The 14050-nt window shown below is 71.7% G+C and carries 12 protein-coding genes, 2 tRNA genes, 1 pseudogene and 1 riboswitch; of the genes and pseudogenes, 6 read left to right on the top strand and 9 right to left on the bottom strand.

All coding sequences use genetic code 11. The annotated features are described in order from the left end of the window. Positions 1 to 135 precede the first annotated feature (135 nt). The 4 genes from AB0F29_RS27005 to AB0F29_RS26990 form a co-directional block, all read right to left on the bottom strand. Positions 136 to 1179, bottom strand: a complete 1044-nt coding sequence (locus AB0F29_RS27005; RefSeq protein ID WP_361876856.1) for a M23 family metallopeptidase — start codon at positions 1177 to 1179, stop codon at positions 136 to 138. Between the two features lie 11 nt (positions 1180 to 1190). Further along, positions 1191 to 1343, bottom strand: a riboswitch (cyclic di-AMP (ydaO/yuaA leader). A 265-nt stretch (positions 1344 to 1608) separates the two neighbouring features. Then, the gene (locus tag AB0F29_RS27000; RefSeq protein WP_361876853.1) at positions 1609 to 2829 is read right to left on the bottom strand and encodes a PP2C family protein-serine/threonine phosphatase; all 1221 of its coding nucleotides are present in this window, start codon (positions 2827 to 2829) and stop codon (positions 1609 to 1611) included. Positions 2830 to 2969: 140 nt separating this feature from the next. Next, entirely contained in the window at positions 2970 to 3716 is a 747-nt protein-coding gene (locus AB0F29_RS26995; RefSeq protein ID WP_361876850.1) for a MerR family transcriptional regulator, read from the bottom strand. A 108-nt stretch (positions 3717 to 3824) separates the two neighbouring features. Further along, positions 3825 to 3898: transfer RNA gene (locus AB0F29_RS26990), tRNA-Met, on the bottom strand. 214 nt (positions 3899 to 4112) lie between these two features. Here AB0F29_RS26990 and AB0F29_RS26985 point away from each other — a divergent pair. The 3 genes from AB0F29_RS26985 (at position 4113) to AB0F29_RS26975 (ending at position 6817) form a co-directional block, all read left to right on the top strand. Continuing rightward, positions 4113 to 4976: a type II CAAX endopeptidase family protein gene (locus tag AB0F29_RS26985; RefSeq protein ID WP_361876847.1), complete on the top strand. Its 864-nt coding sequence runs from the start codon at positions 4113 to 4115 to the stop codon at positions 4974 to 4976. Positions 4977 to 5117: 141 nt separating this feature from the next. Continuing rightward, positions 5118 to 5942, top strand: a complete 825-nt coding sequence (locus AB0F29_RS26980) for a hypothetical protein (protein ID WP_361876844.1) — start codon at positions 5118 to 5120, stop codon at positions 5940 to 5942. A gap of 143 nt (positions 5943 to 6085) precedes the next feature. Continuing rightward, positions 6086 to 6817: a class F sortase gene (locus tag AB0F29_RS26975; RefSeq protein WP_361876841.1), complete on the top strand. Its 732-nt coding sequence runs from the start codon at positions 6086 to 6088 to the stop codon at positions 6815 to 6817. A 60-nt stretch (positions 6818 to 6877) separates the two neighbouring features. Here AB0F29_RS26975 and AB0F29_RS26970 read toward each other — a convergent pair whose 3' ends face one another. Next, positions 6878 to 7363, bottom strand: coding sequence for a hypothetical protein (locus tag AB0F29_RS26970; RefSeq protein WP_361876838.1), 486 nt, complete (start codon positions 7361 to 7363; stop codon positions 6878 to 6880). 11 nt (positions 7364 to 7374) lie between these two features. Next, positions 7375 to 8832, bottom strand: a complete 1458-nt coding sequence (locus AB0F29_RS26965) for a hypothetical protein (RefSeq protein WP_361876835.1) — start codon at positions 8830 to 8832, stop codon at positions 7375 to 7377. A 159-nt stretch (positions 8833 to 8991) separates the two neighbouring features. On the opposite strand from AB0F29_RS26965, the gene AB0F29_RS26960 reads away from it, so the two are divergent. The 3 genes from AB0F29_RS26960 (at position 8992) to AB0F29_RS26950 (ending at position 9968) form a co-directional block, all read left to right on the top strand. Further along, a complete protein-coding gene (locus AB0F29_RS26960; protein ID WP_361876833.1) occupies positions 8992 to 9144 on the top strand; it encodes a hypothetical protein in 153 nt (50 codons plus the stop codon). A gap of 187 nt (positions 9145 to 9331) precedes the next feature. Beyond that, positions 9332 to 9808: a hypothetical protein gene (locus tag AB0F29_RS26955; RefSeq protein ID WP_361876830.1), complete on the top strand. Its 477-nt coding sequence runs from the start codon at positions 9332 to 9334 to the stop codon at positions 9806 to 9808. 22 nt (positions 9809 to 9830) lie between these two features. After that, positions 9831 to 9968: a hypothetical protein gene (locus tag AB0F29_RS26950; protein ID WP_361876827.1), complete on the top strand. Its 138-nt coding sequence runs from the start codon at positions 9831 to 9833 to the stop codon at positions 9966 to 9968. Between the two features lie 162 nt (positions 9969 to 10130). Here AB0F29_RS26950 and AB0F29_RS26945 read toward each other — a convergent pair. From AB0F29_RS26945 to AB0F29_RS26935, 3 genes and pseudogenes are all read right to left on the bottom strand, one after another. Continuing rightward, positions 10131 to 10204, bottom strand: a tRNA-Lys gene (locus AB0F29_RS26945). A 169-nt stretch (positions 10205 to 10373) separates the two neighbouring features. Beyond that, on the bottom strand, positions 10374 to 13523 hold the full coding sequence (locus tag AB0F29_RS26940) for a VCBS repeat-containing protein (RefSeq protein WP_361876824.1): 3150 nt from the start codon (positions 13521 to 13523) through the stop codon (positions 10374 to 10376). 291 nt (positions 13524 to 13814) lie between these two features. Beyond that, positions 13815 to 14050 (bottom strand): annotated as a pseudogene (locus AB0F29_RS26935) (RNA helicase); the annotation flags it as partial.

Here is a 14050-nt window from a genome sequence, read left to right as displayed (position 1 = left end):
GCCGGACCGTACCCGGACCGTACCCGGACCGTACCGTCCCCGGACAGACCGGCAGCCCTGACGTCGGGGGGTGTGCGTCAGGGCTGCCGGGGTTGCGGGGCGGCGACGAAGGACGTCAGCCGCGGGACCGGGAGGTCAGACGTTCAGGCCCTTGCTGTTGAGCCAGGCCATCGGGTCCATCGCGGAACCGCCCGCGGTGCGGACCTCCAGGTGGAGGTGGACGCCGGTGACGTTGCCGCTGTCGCCCATGCGGCCGATGGTCTGGCCGGTGGTGACCTTCTGGCCGACGGAGACCTCGATCGAGGACTGGTGGGCGTACCAGATCTCCGTGCCGTCCTCGAGTTCGAGGACCGTGCGGTAGCCGTACGAGCCGGAGTAGCCGGCCGAGGTGATCGTGCCGCTGTGCACGGCCTTGAGCGGTGCACCGGCCGACCCGGCGAAGTCGAGACCGGTGTGCTGGCCCGAGGACCAGAGCGCGCCGGACTGACCGTAGGTGGAGGTGATCGTGTACGAGAAGGTGGGGAGGGAGAAGCTGGCGGCGAGCTTGGCGAGCCGCTCGGCCTCCTTCTTCTTCTCCGCCGCTTCCTTCGCCGCCTTCTTCTTCGCGGCGGCCTCGGCCTCGGCCTCTGCCTCTGCCTCGTCCTGCTGCTTCTTGGCCTCGGCGGCGGCGCTCTCGGCCGCTGCCTTCTCGGCGGCGGCCTTGGCCTCGGCGTCGGCGCTGGCCTGCTGCTGCTCGGCCTGCTGGAGGATCCGGGCGCGCAGCGCCTCGCCCGCGTCGGTGCCCTGCTCGGCCTCGGCGGTGGTGAGGCCGGCGGTGGTGAGCGGCGCGGAGGCGGCGACCGGGGCGGGCTCCGCCTCGTCGGACATCAAAGACCCGACGCCGGGAAGGGACTTGGCGTCGGGGAGGTTGTCCACGATGGAATCGGGAAGAGAGATGGAGACCGGCGCCTTGTCCTGCGCGGTGGCCATGCCGCCGGCACCGACAGCCGCTATGACACCGACCCCGAGGACGGTGGAGCTACGGGCCAGACCACGCTGCTTGGCCACGCGGTGCTTGCCGCGCACGGGACGGATGGACTCCGCGGTGGGGTTCCATTCCTCCCAGGTGCGCTCCTCGCCACCGAAGGTGTCGGCACTGAAGGGTGACGGGGCCTCAGGGGCAGGCTTGTTGGACGCCACGTGGGCGCACTCCTTTCCTTCCTTCTCGCCTACCGGGTTAGCTGACGGGTTCGGAGCAGGAAGGTCTCCTACGGGCCCCTCCGTCTCTCACGAGACGCAGGCGTCCGATTCACCCCATGTAGGTGGTTCCCCGGTTCCCTTGCGGAATTCGGCGCTCGCGCGCGGCGCCGTCTCTGACGACGGCTGTGACGACCGCGCTGCGTTATCGAACGTTAATAGACGGACGGGCCCTATTCCAAGCTGTTCCTGTTGATCATTAACGAACATGGCGGGGATGTACGGGTGACAACCGGGCGCAATCGGGCGACTTGACCACCACTCAGCCACATCACTTTTTCTGACGGTGTGTCAAATGTTATGCGGAGCGGTGCACCTCGATTACGCACCGTGTCATCGCTCGGCGTCATCGCCCGGCGTCATCGCCCGGCGTCATCGCCCGGCGTCATCGCCCCGGCCCACGATCTTCACCGTCGTCCGGGGCACGGGCTGCCCCTCCGCCGGCCGGCCGACCGCGATGAGCGCCATGTCGTCCGTGGTCCGCCCGCCGGTGTGCAGCCGTACGTCGTCCGTCAGCGCCGACAACAGCTCCTCCGGGCCGGGGAAGATCCGGCCGCGCAGCCGGGCCGCCGGATCGTAGAAGACCCCGTTCGGGTCCCGCGCCTCGGACAGGCCGTCCGTGAAGGCGAGGAGCGTCGCCCCGGCGGGCATCGCCCACTCGTCGGACCGGTCCGGCCACACCCCCAGGTCCATCCCCAGCGGCATGGCGGGCACCGAGGGCGCCAGCACCTCCAGGGCGCCGTCGGCGTGCAGCAGGATCGGCTCGGGGTGACCGCGGTTGACGATGCGCAACGAGGCCGAACCGGGCGGGATCTCGGCCAGCACGGCGGTGATGAACCCCTCCATCGCGTCCAGCCCGTACCGTCGCGTCCCCTCCCGGGCCAGCGCCCGCTCCAGCCGCTGCGCGACGCCCTCCAGCGAACGCTCCTGCTCGGCCGCCTCCCGGAACGCCCCGATGATCACCGCCACCGCCTCGACGGCGTCCAGCCCCTTGCCGCGTACGTCGCCGACGACCAGACGCACTCCGTACGGGGTGTCCGCGACGGCGAACAGGTCGCCGCCCACGAACTCGTCCGCCTGGGCCGCCTCGTACCGCGCGGCCACCTGGAGTCCGCCGATCCGCTCGGCCGGGGTCGGCAGCACGGCCCGCATGGCGGTCTCCGCGATGACCCGGGCCGAGGCCAGCTGCTCGTTGCCGCGCCGCACGACGCCGTTGATGACGAGGGCCAGCACCGAGGCCGTGAGCACGGTGATCAGCTCGATGATCGGGACCACCTGGGTGGTCGTCCCGTCGGAGAGCCGCATCGCGATGACGGAGAGGACCGCGGCGATCCCCGTACGGACGGTCCGGTTCTTCGAGAAGAACGGCGCGGCGATCAGCGGGGCCGCGACGAACAGGGGGACAGCGGTGAAGTTGGGCGGAGTCAGCGAGTCGAGCACCAGCCCGCCGAGAATCAGCAGGGCGGGCAGCAGCCGGACGAACCGTCCGGTGCGCCGCCCGTCGGACGTCAGCTGGCCCTCCCGGGACCCGAACACCACCCGGCCCACGGCGTCGAAACTCCCCGCCGTGGCACTGCGCCGTTCGTCGGCCATCCCCACCTGTGCACTCCTGCCCGGTCCACCCACGGCTGCGGACGGTACCGCGCCCCGCCCAGGCTTCCCGGAGCCGCGCCGAGCGGCTACTCCGCATCGGCCGAATAGGGGGAAGGCGGGCGGAGGCCGGCCTTCCGTGGTCAGTCGGAGAGCCGGTGTTCCGCGTATACCGTCAGTGCGTCCCGTACGAAGGCGGCGGTGCCGTCCCCGTAGCGATCGTAGTTCTTTCCGAAGCGGGGGTCGGCGACATACATCTCGCCGAGCCCGATCACGTACGAACGGCTGGGCGCCTTGGCCGAGGACAGCCAGGCGCAGTGCCGCCGCGCGAGGTCCTGCGCCTCGGCCCCGTCGGCGGCGAGCCCCGCCCCCCTGGCCCGGCCCCAGGCGCGCGCGACGGCCTCGTGCTCGTCCTGGAACGCCTTCTTCCGCTCGTCCCCGAGCGACCGCCACCAGCGGTCGCCCTCCTCGTACGCGTCCCGGCCCCAGCGCTCGGTGACCTCCTGCTCGTGGGCGGTGTGATCGAAGCCGTCGAACACTTCATCGGCCATGAGTTCCATCCCCTCCTGCGTCTTGTGGAGAGTGGTCCGCACCGAGGCGATCTGCCGCCCGATGCGCGCCTGCTCCTGTTCGAGCAGCCGCAGATGCGCCCGCAGCGCCACCGCCGTGTCCCGCTGCCCCGCGAGCACGTCCTTGATGGCGGGCAGCGAGAGACCGAGCTCCCGCAGCAGCAGGATGCGCTGCAGCCGGACGAGGGCGTCCTGGTCGTAGTAGCGGTAGCCGTTGCTCCCGATCCGGCTCGGCGCGAGGAGACCGACGTCTCCGTAGTGCCGGAGCGTGCGGCTCGTGGTGCCGGCCTGTCGGGCGATTTCCTGAATGGACCACTCCATGCCGGAAACGCTAGATCTTTACGCTGCGTCAAGGTCAAACCGCACCATCACGGCGCCAGAAAACGACTCGGGCCCGGCACGCTGTGCGTGCCGGGCCCGGGCCTTCAGTAGCGGGGACAGGATTTGAACCTGCGACCTCTGGGTTATGAGCCCAGCGAGCTACCGAGCTGCTCCACCCCGCGTCGGTAAACACAACTCTACGGCATTCCCGGCACACCTCTGACCAATTACGGCGGAGCTCCTCCGGGCCGGGGTTCGGGGCGCCGCCCTCGGGGGATCCACCATGGCTTTTGCCCTGTTCCGCATGGGATCTTTTGGTAAGTCCACAGCCGACCGGGTTGCTGGGACAGGCGGAGCGGCGGGGGTGCTCTCGCCATCGGGGAAGAGGGTGACGTGGTGCGAGACGGAACAGGCGGCACGGACGCGACGGACGGAACAGGCGGGACGGACGGTACGGACGGTACGGACGGTACGGACGGGATACGGGACGGTCGGCCGGGGCGAGGGCTGACGTGGCCGTGGTTCCTGGTGGTCGTCGTCGTGTACGCGGGCATCATTCAGGGGCTCGGATTGCTGATCGGCGTCGACACCAGTTCCTCCGACAGCCCGTTCCCCACCACGGAGTCCTTGGTACGCAACGCGCTGATCCCGATCGGGGCGTCGATCGTGTTCGCCGCCGCCGTCGTGACCTGGCTCGGCTGGTGGGGCGAGGTGCTGCGCTACCGGGCACCCGTTCGCCGCTGGGTGCGCTGGGTGCCGGTCTCCATGCTGGCCGTCGCCCTGCTCGGTCTGAACTACGGTCACCTCGGCGACCAGAGCGCCTCCCTGGTGGCTTCCCTGCTCCTGCTGGGCGTGTTCGTCGGCGTGGGCGAGGAGCTCATGTTCCGGGGCGTCGGCGTGCAGGTCTTCCGCCGGGCCGGGCTCACCGAGGGCAAGGTCGGCCTCTACTCCTCGCTCGTGTTCGGCCTCGTACACGTCAGCAACGCCATCGGGGCGGGGGCGCAGGCCATCCTCCAGGCCCTCGTCGTCTCCACGTCGGGCTACTTCTTCTACCTGTGCCTCCGCGTCGGCGGCGTCATCCTGCTGCCGATGCTCGTCCACGGGCTGTGGGACACCAGTCTCTTCTCCAACCTCGTCGGCGAGGAGCCCCAGGCATCCCTGGGCATGGCGCTGATCATCGTCCTCCAGGTGGTCCTGATCGTCGTGCTGCTCGTCAGGCGTCGCTCCATCGGGCCCAGGGCGGCGGAGGCCCCCGCCTGACCGGCCCCGCGGGCGGACGGAGGCTGCGGATGTTTGTCGTGCCCGGGCCAATCCATCCGGGTCACGGCTCCGAATAGACGACATCAGCGACCGAACGTCGTTCCGGCCCGCGCCGGAACTTCCGGAAGGGGATGCGTCTTCGTGATAGCCCGCCGTACAACTCGCCTCGCCGCACTGCTCGTCCTGCCCGCCGCGCTCACCCTCGGAGTGGCCGGGCCCGCCCTGGCGCACGAGGGGCACCCCGCCGGCACCACGAAGGCGGCCGAGGGCGACACGTACCAGATCGACCTGGAGCAGCTGAACGACTCCGGTGCCAGTGGCGCCGCCCTCGTCAGCCTGGAGGGCGACCAGCTGACCGTGAAGATCGACGCACAGGGGCTGGTCCCCGGTCAGCCGCACGCCCAGCACATCCACGGCTCCACCGACGGCCACGACTTCCGCTGCCCGGACAAGAGCGCGGACAAGGACGGCGACGGCATCGTCACCACCGCCGAGGGCCTGCCGATGTACGGGGACATCAACATCTCCCTGACGACGAAGGGCGATACGTCCAAGAAGAGCGGCCTCGCGGTGGACCGGATGCCCGTCGCCGACAAGGACGGCAAGCTGACCTACTCCCGCACGATCACCGTCCCGCGGGACGTGGCGGACCACCTCAAGGACCTGCACGTCGTGCAGCACGGCATCGACCGCAACGACGACGGGACGTACGACTTCGGCGCGGGCAAGAGCGAGCTCGACCCGAAGCTTCCCCAGGAGGCCACCGCTCCGGCCAACTGCGGCATGGTCAAGGGCGCGGCCGTCGGCTCCATGCCGGCCGGCGGCGTCGAGACCGGTGGCGGCAGCACGGAGGGCGTCGAGTCGCCGGGGCTCCTGGCTGCGGGCGGCGCCGCCGTGCTCGCGGCCGGAGGCCTGTTCGCCGTACGCCGCCGGACCCGTACGGCCGACGCCCGGCACGACGCCTGACCGGTCCGGCCCGGCCGACGCCCGGCACAACACCTGACCGGTCCGGCCCAGGTGACGGCGGGCGCCGCGTCCGACCGCCGCCCCGCCCCGCCCCGCCCCGATCAGGCTCCGCAACGGCAGCGACCAGGAAGAGGTGACCCCCGATGAACGCGACGGACCCGGGCGACGGGCCCACGCCACCTCCCGGGCGGCGGCGGACCTTCGGGCTCACCGCCGCCGTCGCGGCCCTTCTCCTGATCGGCGGGCTGCTGCTGGTCCTGGGAACCGGCCGCCAGCAGCCCGCCCCTCCCCCGGCGGCGGACAAGGAAAGCTCCGGGGCCCCGGCCGGCCGGACGCCCCCGCCCCACGCGGGGACGTCCGCGCCACCGGAGAAGGGGATCGGGGGCGGAGACCGGAACAGGCGGCCCGTAGCCGCCCTGCCCTCCTCGCGACCCGTCGGGATCACGATCCCGTCCTTGAAGATCGACTCCACGCTGGAGGACCTGGGACTCGGTGAGAACCGGGCGATGGACACCCCGCGCGACCCGGACAAGGCCGGCTGGTACACGCCCGGCCCGACGCCCGGGGCCATGGGGCCGGCGGTGATCGCGGGCCACGTGACCTGGGACGGCGCACCTGCGGTCTTCTTCGAGCTCGCCGCGCTCGACCCCGGCGACCGCATCGCCGTCCGTCGCGCGGACGGCCGCACGGCCGAGTTCACCGTCGACCGGACCGCCGTGTATCCCAAGGACGCGTTCCCGACCGTCGAGGTCTACCGCAACCTCGACCACGCCGGGCTTCGTCTGATCACCTGCGGCGGCGACTACTCCGAGGCGGACAGCCGCTACGCCGACAACGTCGTCGTCTACGCCACCCTCACCGGCAGCCGCGCCTGAGGCCCTCGGGCTGGCAGGTACGCGAGAGCCCGCGCACAGCGAAGCGATGTGCGCCCGGATTCACACGCGTCGAGTGGCTCCCGCCGGCCAGATCACGTCCACGGGCAGACCAGCTTCCCGGGCCTGCTCCACGGTGTCGGCGGTGCCGCCTCCCTTGCCCGAAGGGGGCCTGCCGTCCCACACGGCTACGAGGCGGTCCGCCCGGCGCAGCAGCTCGGCGTTCGCCGACTCATAGGCAGCCCGGCCCGCAGTCGCATGCGGCAGAGTCACGACGTGCTCGGCTGTCTCGATCAGGTGGTCGAAGACAGCAGCGTGGGCCGGCTTCACCTTGGCAGCTCGGTAGTCATCGGAAGGGATCACCGCAATCAGGCGCCCGCCGATGGCAGAGACCTCTTCCGCGAAGAGGCTGTCCGCACCCGCAGCAATGCACGACACCCCGGTCAGGTCCTCGCTGTACTCGGCGAGCAGCTCACGCAGCGCAGCGCGCACCAGCGGCACGCTCTCCTCGGTCAGGTCCATGTGCCCGGTCACGGCGAGTGTCGTCATGTGCCCGTTCCTCAGCTCGACAGCAGGTCGCGGATACTATCGCGCGCCTCGCGCACCGGCCGCGACGCACTGTGTCCCACGGTGTAGGGGTACAGCTGCCCCAGCTGTGTGCGGACACGCCCTGACTGTGTGCCGCGCGCGGCCTGCACCGCCAAGGCCGTTTCGGCGGCCGCCCCTTGGATGTCCCCGGCGAGGAACTGGCATTCCGCCAGCCCGATGCGGTCGAGCGCGTGGGAGCGCCCTGCTTCTGCGCCCCGGGACGCTAAGGCGGCCCGGATCCTGGCCGCAGCCTGGTCGGCGTGGCGGCGCGGGTCGGCGCGCGCGAGGTCGAGGAGTCGCCCCCCGGTGACGCCCGCGAGCTCGGCCTCGTCGAAGTAGGCGATCCAGTACGGCTCGTCGGTGTTCCCGGCAGCGCTGGCCAGTGCCTCGGCCGCCTTGGCGGTGGCCCGGTGGAATCCGGCGATGCGCCCCTGCGCGGCATACGCCCAGGCCTCGCGGGTGTGGAGCATGGCACGAGCCCGGGGGCCGATCACGTCGCGGGCACCCTCCTGGGCGAGGTGGATCAGCTGGAGTGCGTCGTCGGCGCGATCGCGGTAGAGCATCTGCCGGGCCATCCCAGCCAGAACGTTGGCCCCGAAGACGACGTCGCCGCCAGCGTGGGCGGCTCGCAGGGCGAGGCGGTAGTAGTCCTGCGCGCGCCGGTGCAGTCCGGAGTCCCACGCCATGGTCGCTGCGGTGCCGGCCAGCTGCGCCATGACGCGGTACAGCCGGTCCGTCACGGCCGGGGCCTGGTGGTCGTCAAGGGCGCCGGAGACTTCCGCGAGCTGGCCGAGCACAGCTTTCCTTCGGAGGCCGCCGCCGTACTGGTGGTCCCAGTGGCGGAAGGCGCGCGCGGTGGTTTCCAGTTCCTCGACTTCTCGTATGCCGAGGCGGCCGGGGCGGCGCTGCGTTGGTACGTGGGCGGCCGGGGCGAGCCATCCTTCGAGGCTGTCGAGGAGCACGGCGCCGGTTACCGCGGCACCGGCGAGGGCGAGGGTGAGGACCCTTCGGTCCATCACAAGATCACTCCTGGTGAGGTGGGTGGCCAGACTCACGGTGGCGTCGGGCCGCCACGGGATCTCGTCTGTGTCTGGCCGGTCGCCTGGAGCTTCTGGCTGGTCGTGCGGTGCTGTGGTGTGGTCGCTCTCCCAGGGGCGCGGTGCGAGGCCGAGCAGGCCGCCGGGGATGTGGAGGCCGTCGGCGATTCGGCAGATGACGTCGAAGCTGGTGACGCGCTGGGACCCGCTGGTGATCGTGGACACCTTGCCGGGGGTGAGCTGGCAGGCAGACGCGATGCGGTTCTGGGAGAGCCCGCCCCACTTCTTGATCAGTGCGAAGACGGCGGCGAAGTCGTGCTCGATGAGTGCTGCCCGGACGTCTGCTCTGTCGAGCACATCAGGGCTGAGCAGGCCGGGGGTGGCGGCATCCATGGGCTGACTTCCGTTGCGATCCTACGCACGCGCAGGCGCCTTACTGGAGCGCCAACGAGTGTATTACCGCCTAGGTAACCCCCGCTGGTCATCCTGCGGTTACGTGCATCGGACGACTCTGTGACGGCGACGGATACCGCAAGCGACGCGGAGAGAGCCATGGCGATGACGATGAAGGTGTACGAGGTGGACCGCGAGGGCCACACCCGGATCGTGCGCGAGGAGACGGAGGTCGTGCCCCTCGAACAGCCGGAGGCCTCCCACCAGTTCCCCGTCTGCGAGTGCCCCGAGTGCAAGACGACCGCGCGGTGACGACGTGCTTCGCCGACGGCGGCGCGCACGAGTTCCCCGTCGAGGACGACACCGGCGTCCACTGCCCCGAGCACGGCGCCACCCTGCTCTGGCACGTCGAACCGCCCACAGACTCCCGCCCGGCCGCGCACTCCCTGGAAGGACCGCAGCCGGGCGGGCGATCCCCAACCGACAGAAGGAGATCACCATGAGCGTAGGCCAGTTACCCGTCATCGCCCGCGGGCTCATCCCCGACGAGCGGTTCACCAGCTGCCGCAGCACCGTCATGGACGCCAACCCCGACATGTCCCAGGAGATGGCCGGCCGGATCGTCGAGGAGGGGCTGAAGTTCGTGGCCGCCTGCTCGCGCAACCCGGGCGTCGGCCTGGCCCCGTCGCGCATCGTGGATGAGGGGTGGCACGCCCTGCTGCTCCACACCGCGATGTACGCGCAGCTGTGCGAGGAGCTCGGCGGGAACTTCGTCCACCACTTCCCCGGGTACGACCCCACGAACTACGACCCGGAGATCCTGGACCGCACCCGCCAGGCCATCGCAGATCTGGGGTACGTCGCTGACGCGGAACTGTGGGGGCCGCCGTCGGACGAGACTCTCGCGTCCGTCGCGGCAAAGTGCCAGCACGCCCCGGACTGCACGATCGTCATCATCCCGAAGCCGAAGGGCTAGCCTGCTGGGCAGGAGGTGCCTCATGGCGCAGGAGTGGATCGACCCGCGGTACGCGGACATGGTGGCCGCGTGGAGGGACGGGCAGGAGCCGGACTCGCGTGACCCGCGGGAGCTCCGGCCGGTGCGGGGGTTCGTGATCCCCGCCGAGCCCGAGGCGTAGCCCGCCCAGATCGACCGCAGCCCCTGCCTCTCGCGCGAGGCGGGGGCTGCTTCGTGTGATCGTTTGCACTTCGATGGAGCTTGGGTGGAGCATCTGCCCGAAATGAACCCGAACAAGCAGTGGCCCCAGGCCAGAGAAACGCTCTGACCTGGGGCCGAGAGGTAGGCCGTGTGGGACTCGAACCCACAACCAACGGATTAAAAGTCCGCTGCTCTGACCAATTGAGCTAACGGCCCCTGGGAGATCACTCCACGAGCATAGCCGCCCCCGGCCCGGCGGCCGAGGCGGTATCCGATTCGCGTCCCGGCACGGCGTCGCCGGACGCGGGGCCCCGGCGCTCCACCCGCCGGGGTCCACCCGCCGGGATCCGGCCGACGGGTGGCGACACCGGGGCCCGGCCCGCGCCTAGAACAGCGAGAGGTAGCCCTGCCAGCCGGGGCTGAGCTTCTCGCGGGGGGCGAACAGCCCGTTGCCCCTGCCCTCGTACCGCCACAGCACCCCGGCCCTGTCCCGGGCGAACAGGTCGTTCCTGCCGTCGCCCGTGATGTCGCCGACCGCCGCGATCGCGTTGTACGTGTTCCAGCCGGAGCCGATCCGCTGCTTGCCGGCCAGCTTTCCGGCACCCGTGCCGGCGTACCGCCACAGCACCCCGGAGGAGTCGCGGGCCAGGACGTCCCCGATGCCGTCGCCCGTCAGGTCCCCGGCTCCGACGACCGTGAGGCCCTTCCAGCCCGTGCCGATCAGGACACCGGCCTTGAGCTTGCCCGCACGGTCCGACGCGTACAGGTAGAGGGAACCGGTGGACTTCTGACGGGCCAGCACGTCGGCCACGCCGTCTCCGTTGAGGTCGCCGGGCGAGTACACGTCGTACGCCTTCCAGCCCGTCCCGATCTTCGCCGGGTCGTGGAGGAAGCCGTACTGACCGTCGTCGTCGCACGTGCCGTCGAGCCGGTACAGGGCGCCGTCGCTGTTCACGACCAGGTAGTCGTTGCAGCGGTCGCCGCGCAGGTCGCCGGTGGGCACGATGCTGGTGGCGGGAGCGTCGAGGATGCCGAAGTAGCCGGTGTACGGGCCGACCGTGCCGGGAAGCTTGCCCCGGCGCATGCCCAGGCTCCGGTCCTCCACCACCACGAAGAGGTCGCCGAGGGCGTCCCGGCCGCCGAAGTCCCGCCAGGCGGGGGCCGCGTGGGTGAGCCTCACCTTGCCGGACCTGGTCAGGGCCGGGCCGTGGCCGTCGGCGGGCTGCGCCGTCAGCGTCCAGTCGTAGGTCCCGTTGACCACGAGCCGTCCGCTGCCGTCCCGGGCGTCCCAGTCGACCGTCAGGACGTCGCGGGCCTCGCCGCCGGTGAGCGTACGGACCGTCCTGCCGGTCCGCCGGTCGACGAGCTGCGCCTTCCAGGAAGCCACGGGCCGGGAGAGCCGGGCGGAGTAGGCCCAGTGGCCGCTCTCCTCCGAGGGCCAGCTCTCCGAGCGCTCGTCATGGACCGACAGCGCCTGCGCCGGCACACCGGTCGGCACCACGTGGACCCGCTGTCCGGCGTCCACGTACGCGACGTTCCCGCCGCGCTTGTCGACCGTCCACGCCACGCGCCGCTGCGCGTTCGCGGTCGCCGGCAGGTCGCCGACGATCCGCTCCGGCGCCGTACCCGTGCCGATGCCGGTCACCAGGTCGGTCAGGACCAGCTTCCCGGCGGCCTTGTCGTGACGCACCAGGTAGCCGTCGCCGAGCAGGGCCTCGTCGGCGGGGACGGGCAACGACTTCCTCGTCGTCCGGTCGTACACCCCGGCCGGGCCGGAAGCCCCGCACGACCAGTAGAGCCAGCGGCCCAGCGCCTGGAGTTCGCTTGGTGCGCAGCCGGTGCCCAGGTCGACGGTCTGCCGTGTGCGGCCCGTCGCCAGGACCGTCTCCGTCACGGTGCCCGGCTTCTCCGCCGCGCTCCACAGGGTCTGCTCCCACAGGGCGGACGCGACCGGCTTACGGGTGAGGATCTTCTCCGGCCCGTACGCCCGGTAGACGGTCTGTACGCCCGCCGCCTCGTTCGTGTAAACGGCGTACCGCCCATCGGCGTCCGTGAGGGTGCCGCCGGAGGCGCCGGTGATGAAGGAGCTGCCCTCGGAGGAGCGCACCTCGTCGCCGGAGGCGCTCTCCCGGCGGGCGAGGAAGGTGACACCACCGTCGAGGGCTCCGAACATCGCGTGGCAGTCGGGGTCCTCCGGCCCGCACGCGGTGTGGAACGTGATCCGGGCCGGGACCTGCGGCCCGTAGGACGGCGTCCCCGACAGGCTCAGGGTGCGCACCGTGGCCCTCCGGACGTTGGAGACCTGACTGTCCGCCACGGTGAGCCGCCCGCCGGACAGGCCGATCCCCTGGATCTTCTGCGGCAGCGGGGCGAGGTCGATCACGCGCTCCAGCACGGGAACGCCGCCCGGGCCCTCGGTGATGCGGTGGGCGCCCCACGCGCGGTCGTCCCCCTGGCTGCTCGCCCCGCCGACGACGATCGCCGAGCCGTCCTCGGCGGCCGCGATGTCGTTCTTGGCGGCCTTCAGCAGCACGCGGGGCGCACCGCCGTCGAGCGGTGTGGCCATGAGGGGGAAGTTGTTGCCCCGGTTGTGGATCAGCCAGTCACCGACGACGCGCAGGGAGGAGAAGTAGCGGTCGGCGGGCGGCACCGAGGTGATCGTCCGCGGGGTGCCGCCGAGGTCGGACCGGGGCAGCACTCCGATGGCCGTCCCGGTGCTGCCCACCACGTAGAAGAGGAGGTGCCGGGGGGAGAGGACGAACGCGTTCCCCGAGGCCTTGACCCCCGCGCCGAGCCGCTGGTCGACCCGCGCGCCCGCCACGTCGACGAGTGCCAGGGTGGCGGCGCCGCCGGTGACGTAGCGCAGGGCCACGGAGGTGCTGTCCCCGGCCACGGCCGAGTCGGCGTGCAGCAAGCGGGTGTCGGCCGGCAGCCCCTCGACCGTGCGGTCCCGTACGGTTCCGTCCTCGCGCACGTCCAGCAGATGCGCCTCGTCCGCCGCGCGGGGCGTGTCGCCCGTGGCGTCCGGCGCGATCCTGACCGCGACGACCGTACGGCCGAAGACGCCGGAGAAGAGCAGCCCGTCCGGGAGCGTGAGGGTGCGGGTGGTGCCGGCCGCCATGTCCCGCAGCTCGAAGGTGTTCCCCCGCTGGTACACGATCGTGTCCGTGCCCGTGCCGTGCACCTTGTCGACCGGTGCGGTTCCGGACGGGCCGGCGGGGAAGATCCGCCCGTCGGAGAAGCGGGTCCAGACATAGCCGCTCGGCGGCCCGGACACCCGGTGGAAGACGCCGGCCGCTCCGGCTCCGTCGGCGCCGCGCTGCCGGCCGACGGCCGCGAAGTTGAACGGCTGTACGAAGTTGCTCATCGCGGGCGGGATGACCACCGGGTCCGCCGCCGCGGCGGGCGCCGCGAGAGCCACCGGGACGTTCGCGGGAGCCGGGGCCGCGGCCGCGGCCACCGGTCCCAGCCCCGCGGTGACCGACAGAACCAGTGCTGCGGCGACGACGCCGTTCGTGAGGGCACGCTGAGCCACTCGGGTTCCTCCCCGTGGAAGACAGTGGGCGCGGGGGGACGCGATCGCTCAGCAACGGTCGGCGGAGGCCGGCGTGGAAGTCCCGGGCTCGCTCCCCGGCGGTGCCCCCCCCACACGAGTGTGCGGATCTTAACAGGATCTCCACACCACGGGAACGTCATGCGAACGCGGTGGAATCCCGGGCACCGGGACAGCAACAGGGCCCGTACGTCACCGAGTCGGTTCGGTGGCGTACGGGCCCTGCCGGTCTGTCAGGCGGACCTGCTCGGCCGGTTGTCGGCCGGGCGGGGGTCAGCCGTTGCGCTTCCAGCGCGGCTTGTCGTCGCGGCGGCCGAAGGAACCGGTGTTGGTGCCGGTGTTGGCGCCGCGGTGGTCGTCACGACGGCCGGTGGGGCGGTCGCCGGCGCCGCCGGAGCGGAAGCCGCCCGAGGGGCGGTCGTCACGACGGTCACGGTTGAACGGGCGGTCGCTGCCGCCGGAGCGGAAGCCACCGGAGGGGCGCTCGTCACGACGGTCACGGTTGTACG

It is taken from the genome of Streptomyces sp. NPDC026589 (genome assembly GCF_040638385.1).
Classification (GTDB): Bacteria; Actinomycetota; Actinomycetes; order Streptomycetales; family Streptomycetaceae; genus Streptomyces.
This window is presented reverse-complemented; position numbering and strand designations above follow the sequence as displayed.

Bases quoted from the DNA above. Each gene is read 5' to 3' on its own strand.
- AB0F29_RS27000 (WP_361876853.1), bottom strand. From the start codon at position 2,829: ATGGCCGACGAACGGCGCAGTGCCACGGCGGGGAGTTTCGACGCCGTG.
- AB0F29_RS26995 (WP_361876850.1), bottom strand. From the start codon at position 3,716: ATGGAGTGGTCCATTCAGGAAATCGCCCGACAGGCCGGCACCACGAGC.
- AB0F29_RS26975 (WP_361876841.1), top strand. From the start codon at position 6,086: ATGAACGCGACGGACCCGGGCGACGGGCCCACGCCACCTCCCGGGCGG.
- AB0F29_RS26970 (WP_361876838.1), bottom strand. From the start codon at position 7,363: ATGACGACACTCGCCGTGACCGGGCACATGGACCTGACCGAGGAGAGC.
- AB0F29_RS26965 (WP_361876835.1), bottom strand. From the start codon at position 8,832: ATGGATGCCGCCACCCCCGGCCTGCTCAGCCCTGATGTGCTCGACAGA.
- AB0F29_RS26960 (WP_361876833.1), top strand. From the start codon at position 8,992: ATGGCGATGACGATGAAGGTGTACGAGGTGGACCGCGAGGGCCACACC.
- AB0F29_RS26955 (WP_361876830.1), top strand. From the start codon at position 9,332: ATGAGCGTAGGCCAGTTACCCGTCATCGCCCGCGGGCTCATCCCCGAC.
- AB0F29_RS26950 (WP_361876827.1), top strand. From the start codon at position 9,831: ATGGCGCAGGAGTGGATCGACCCGCGGTACGCGGACATGGTGGCCGCG.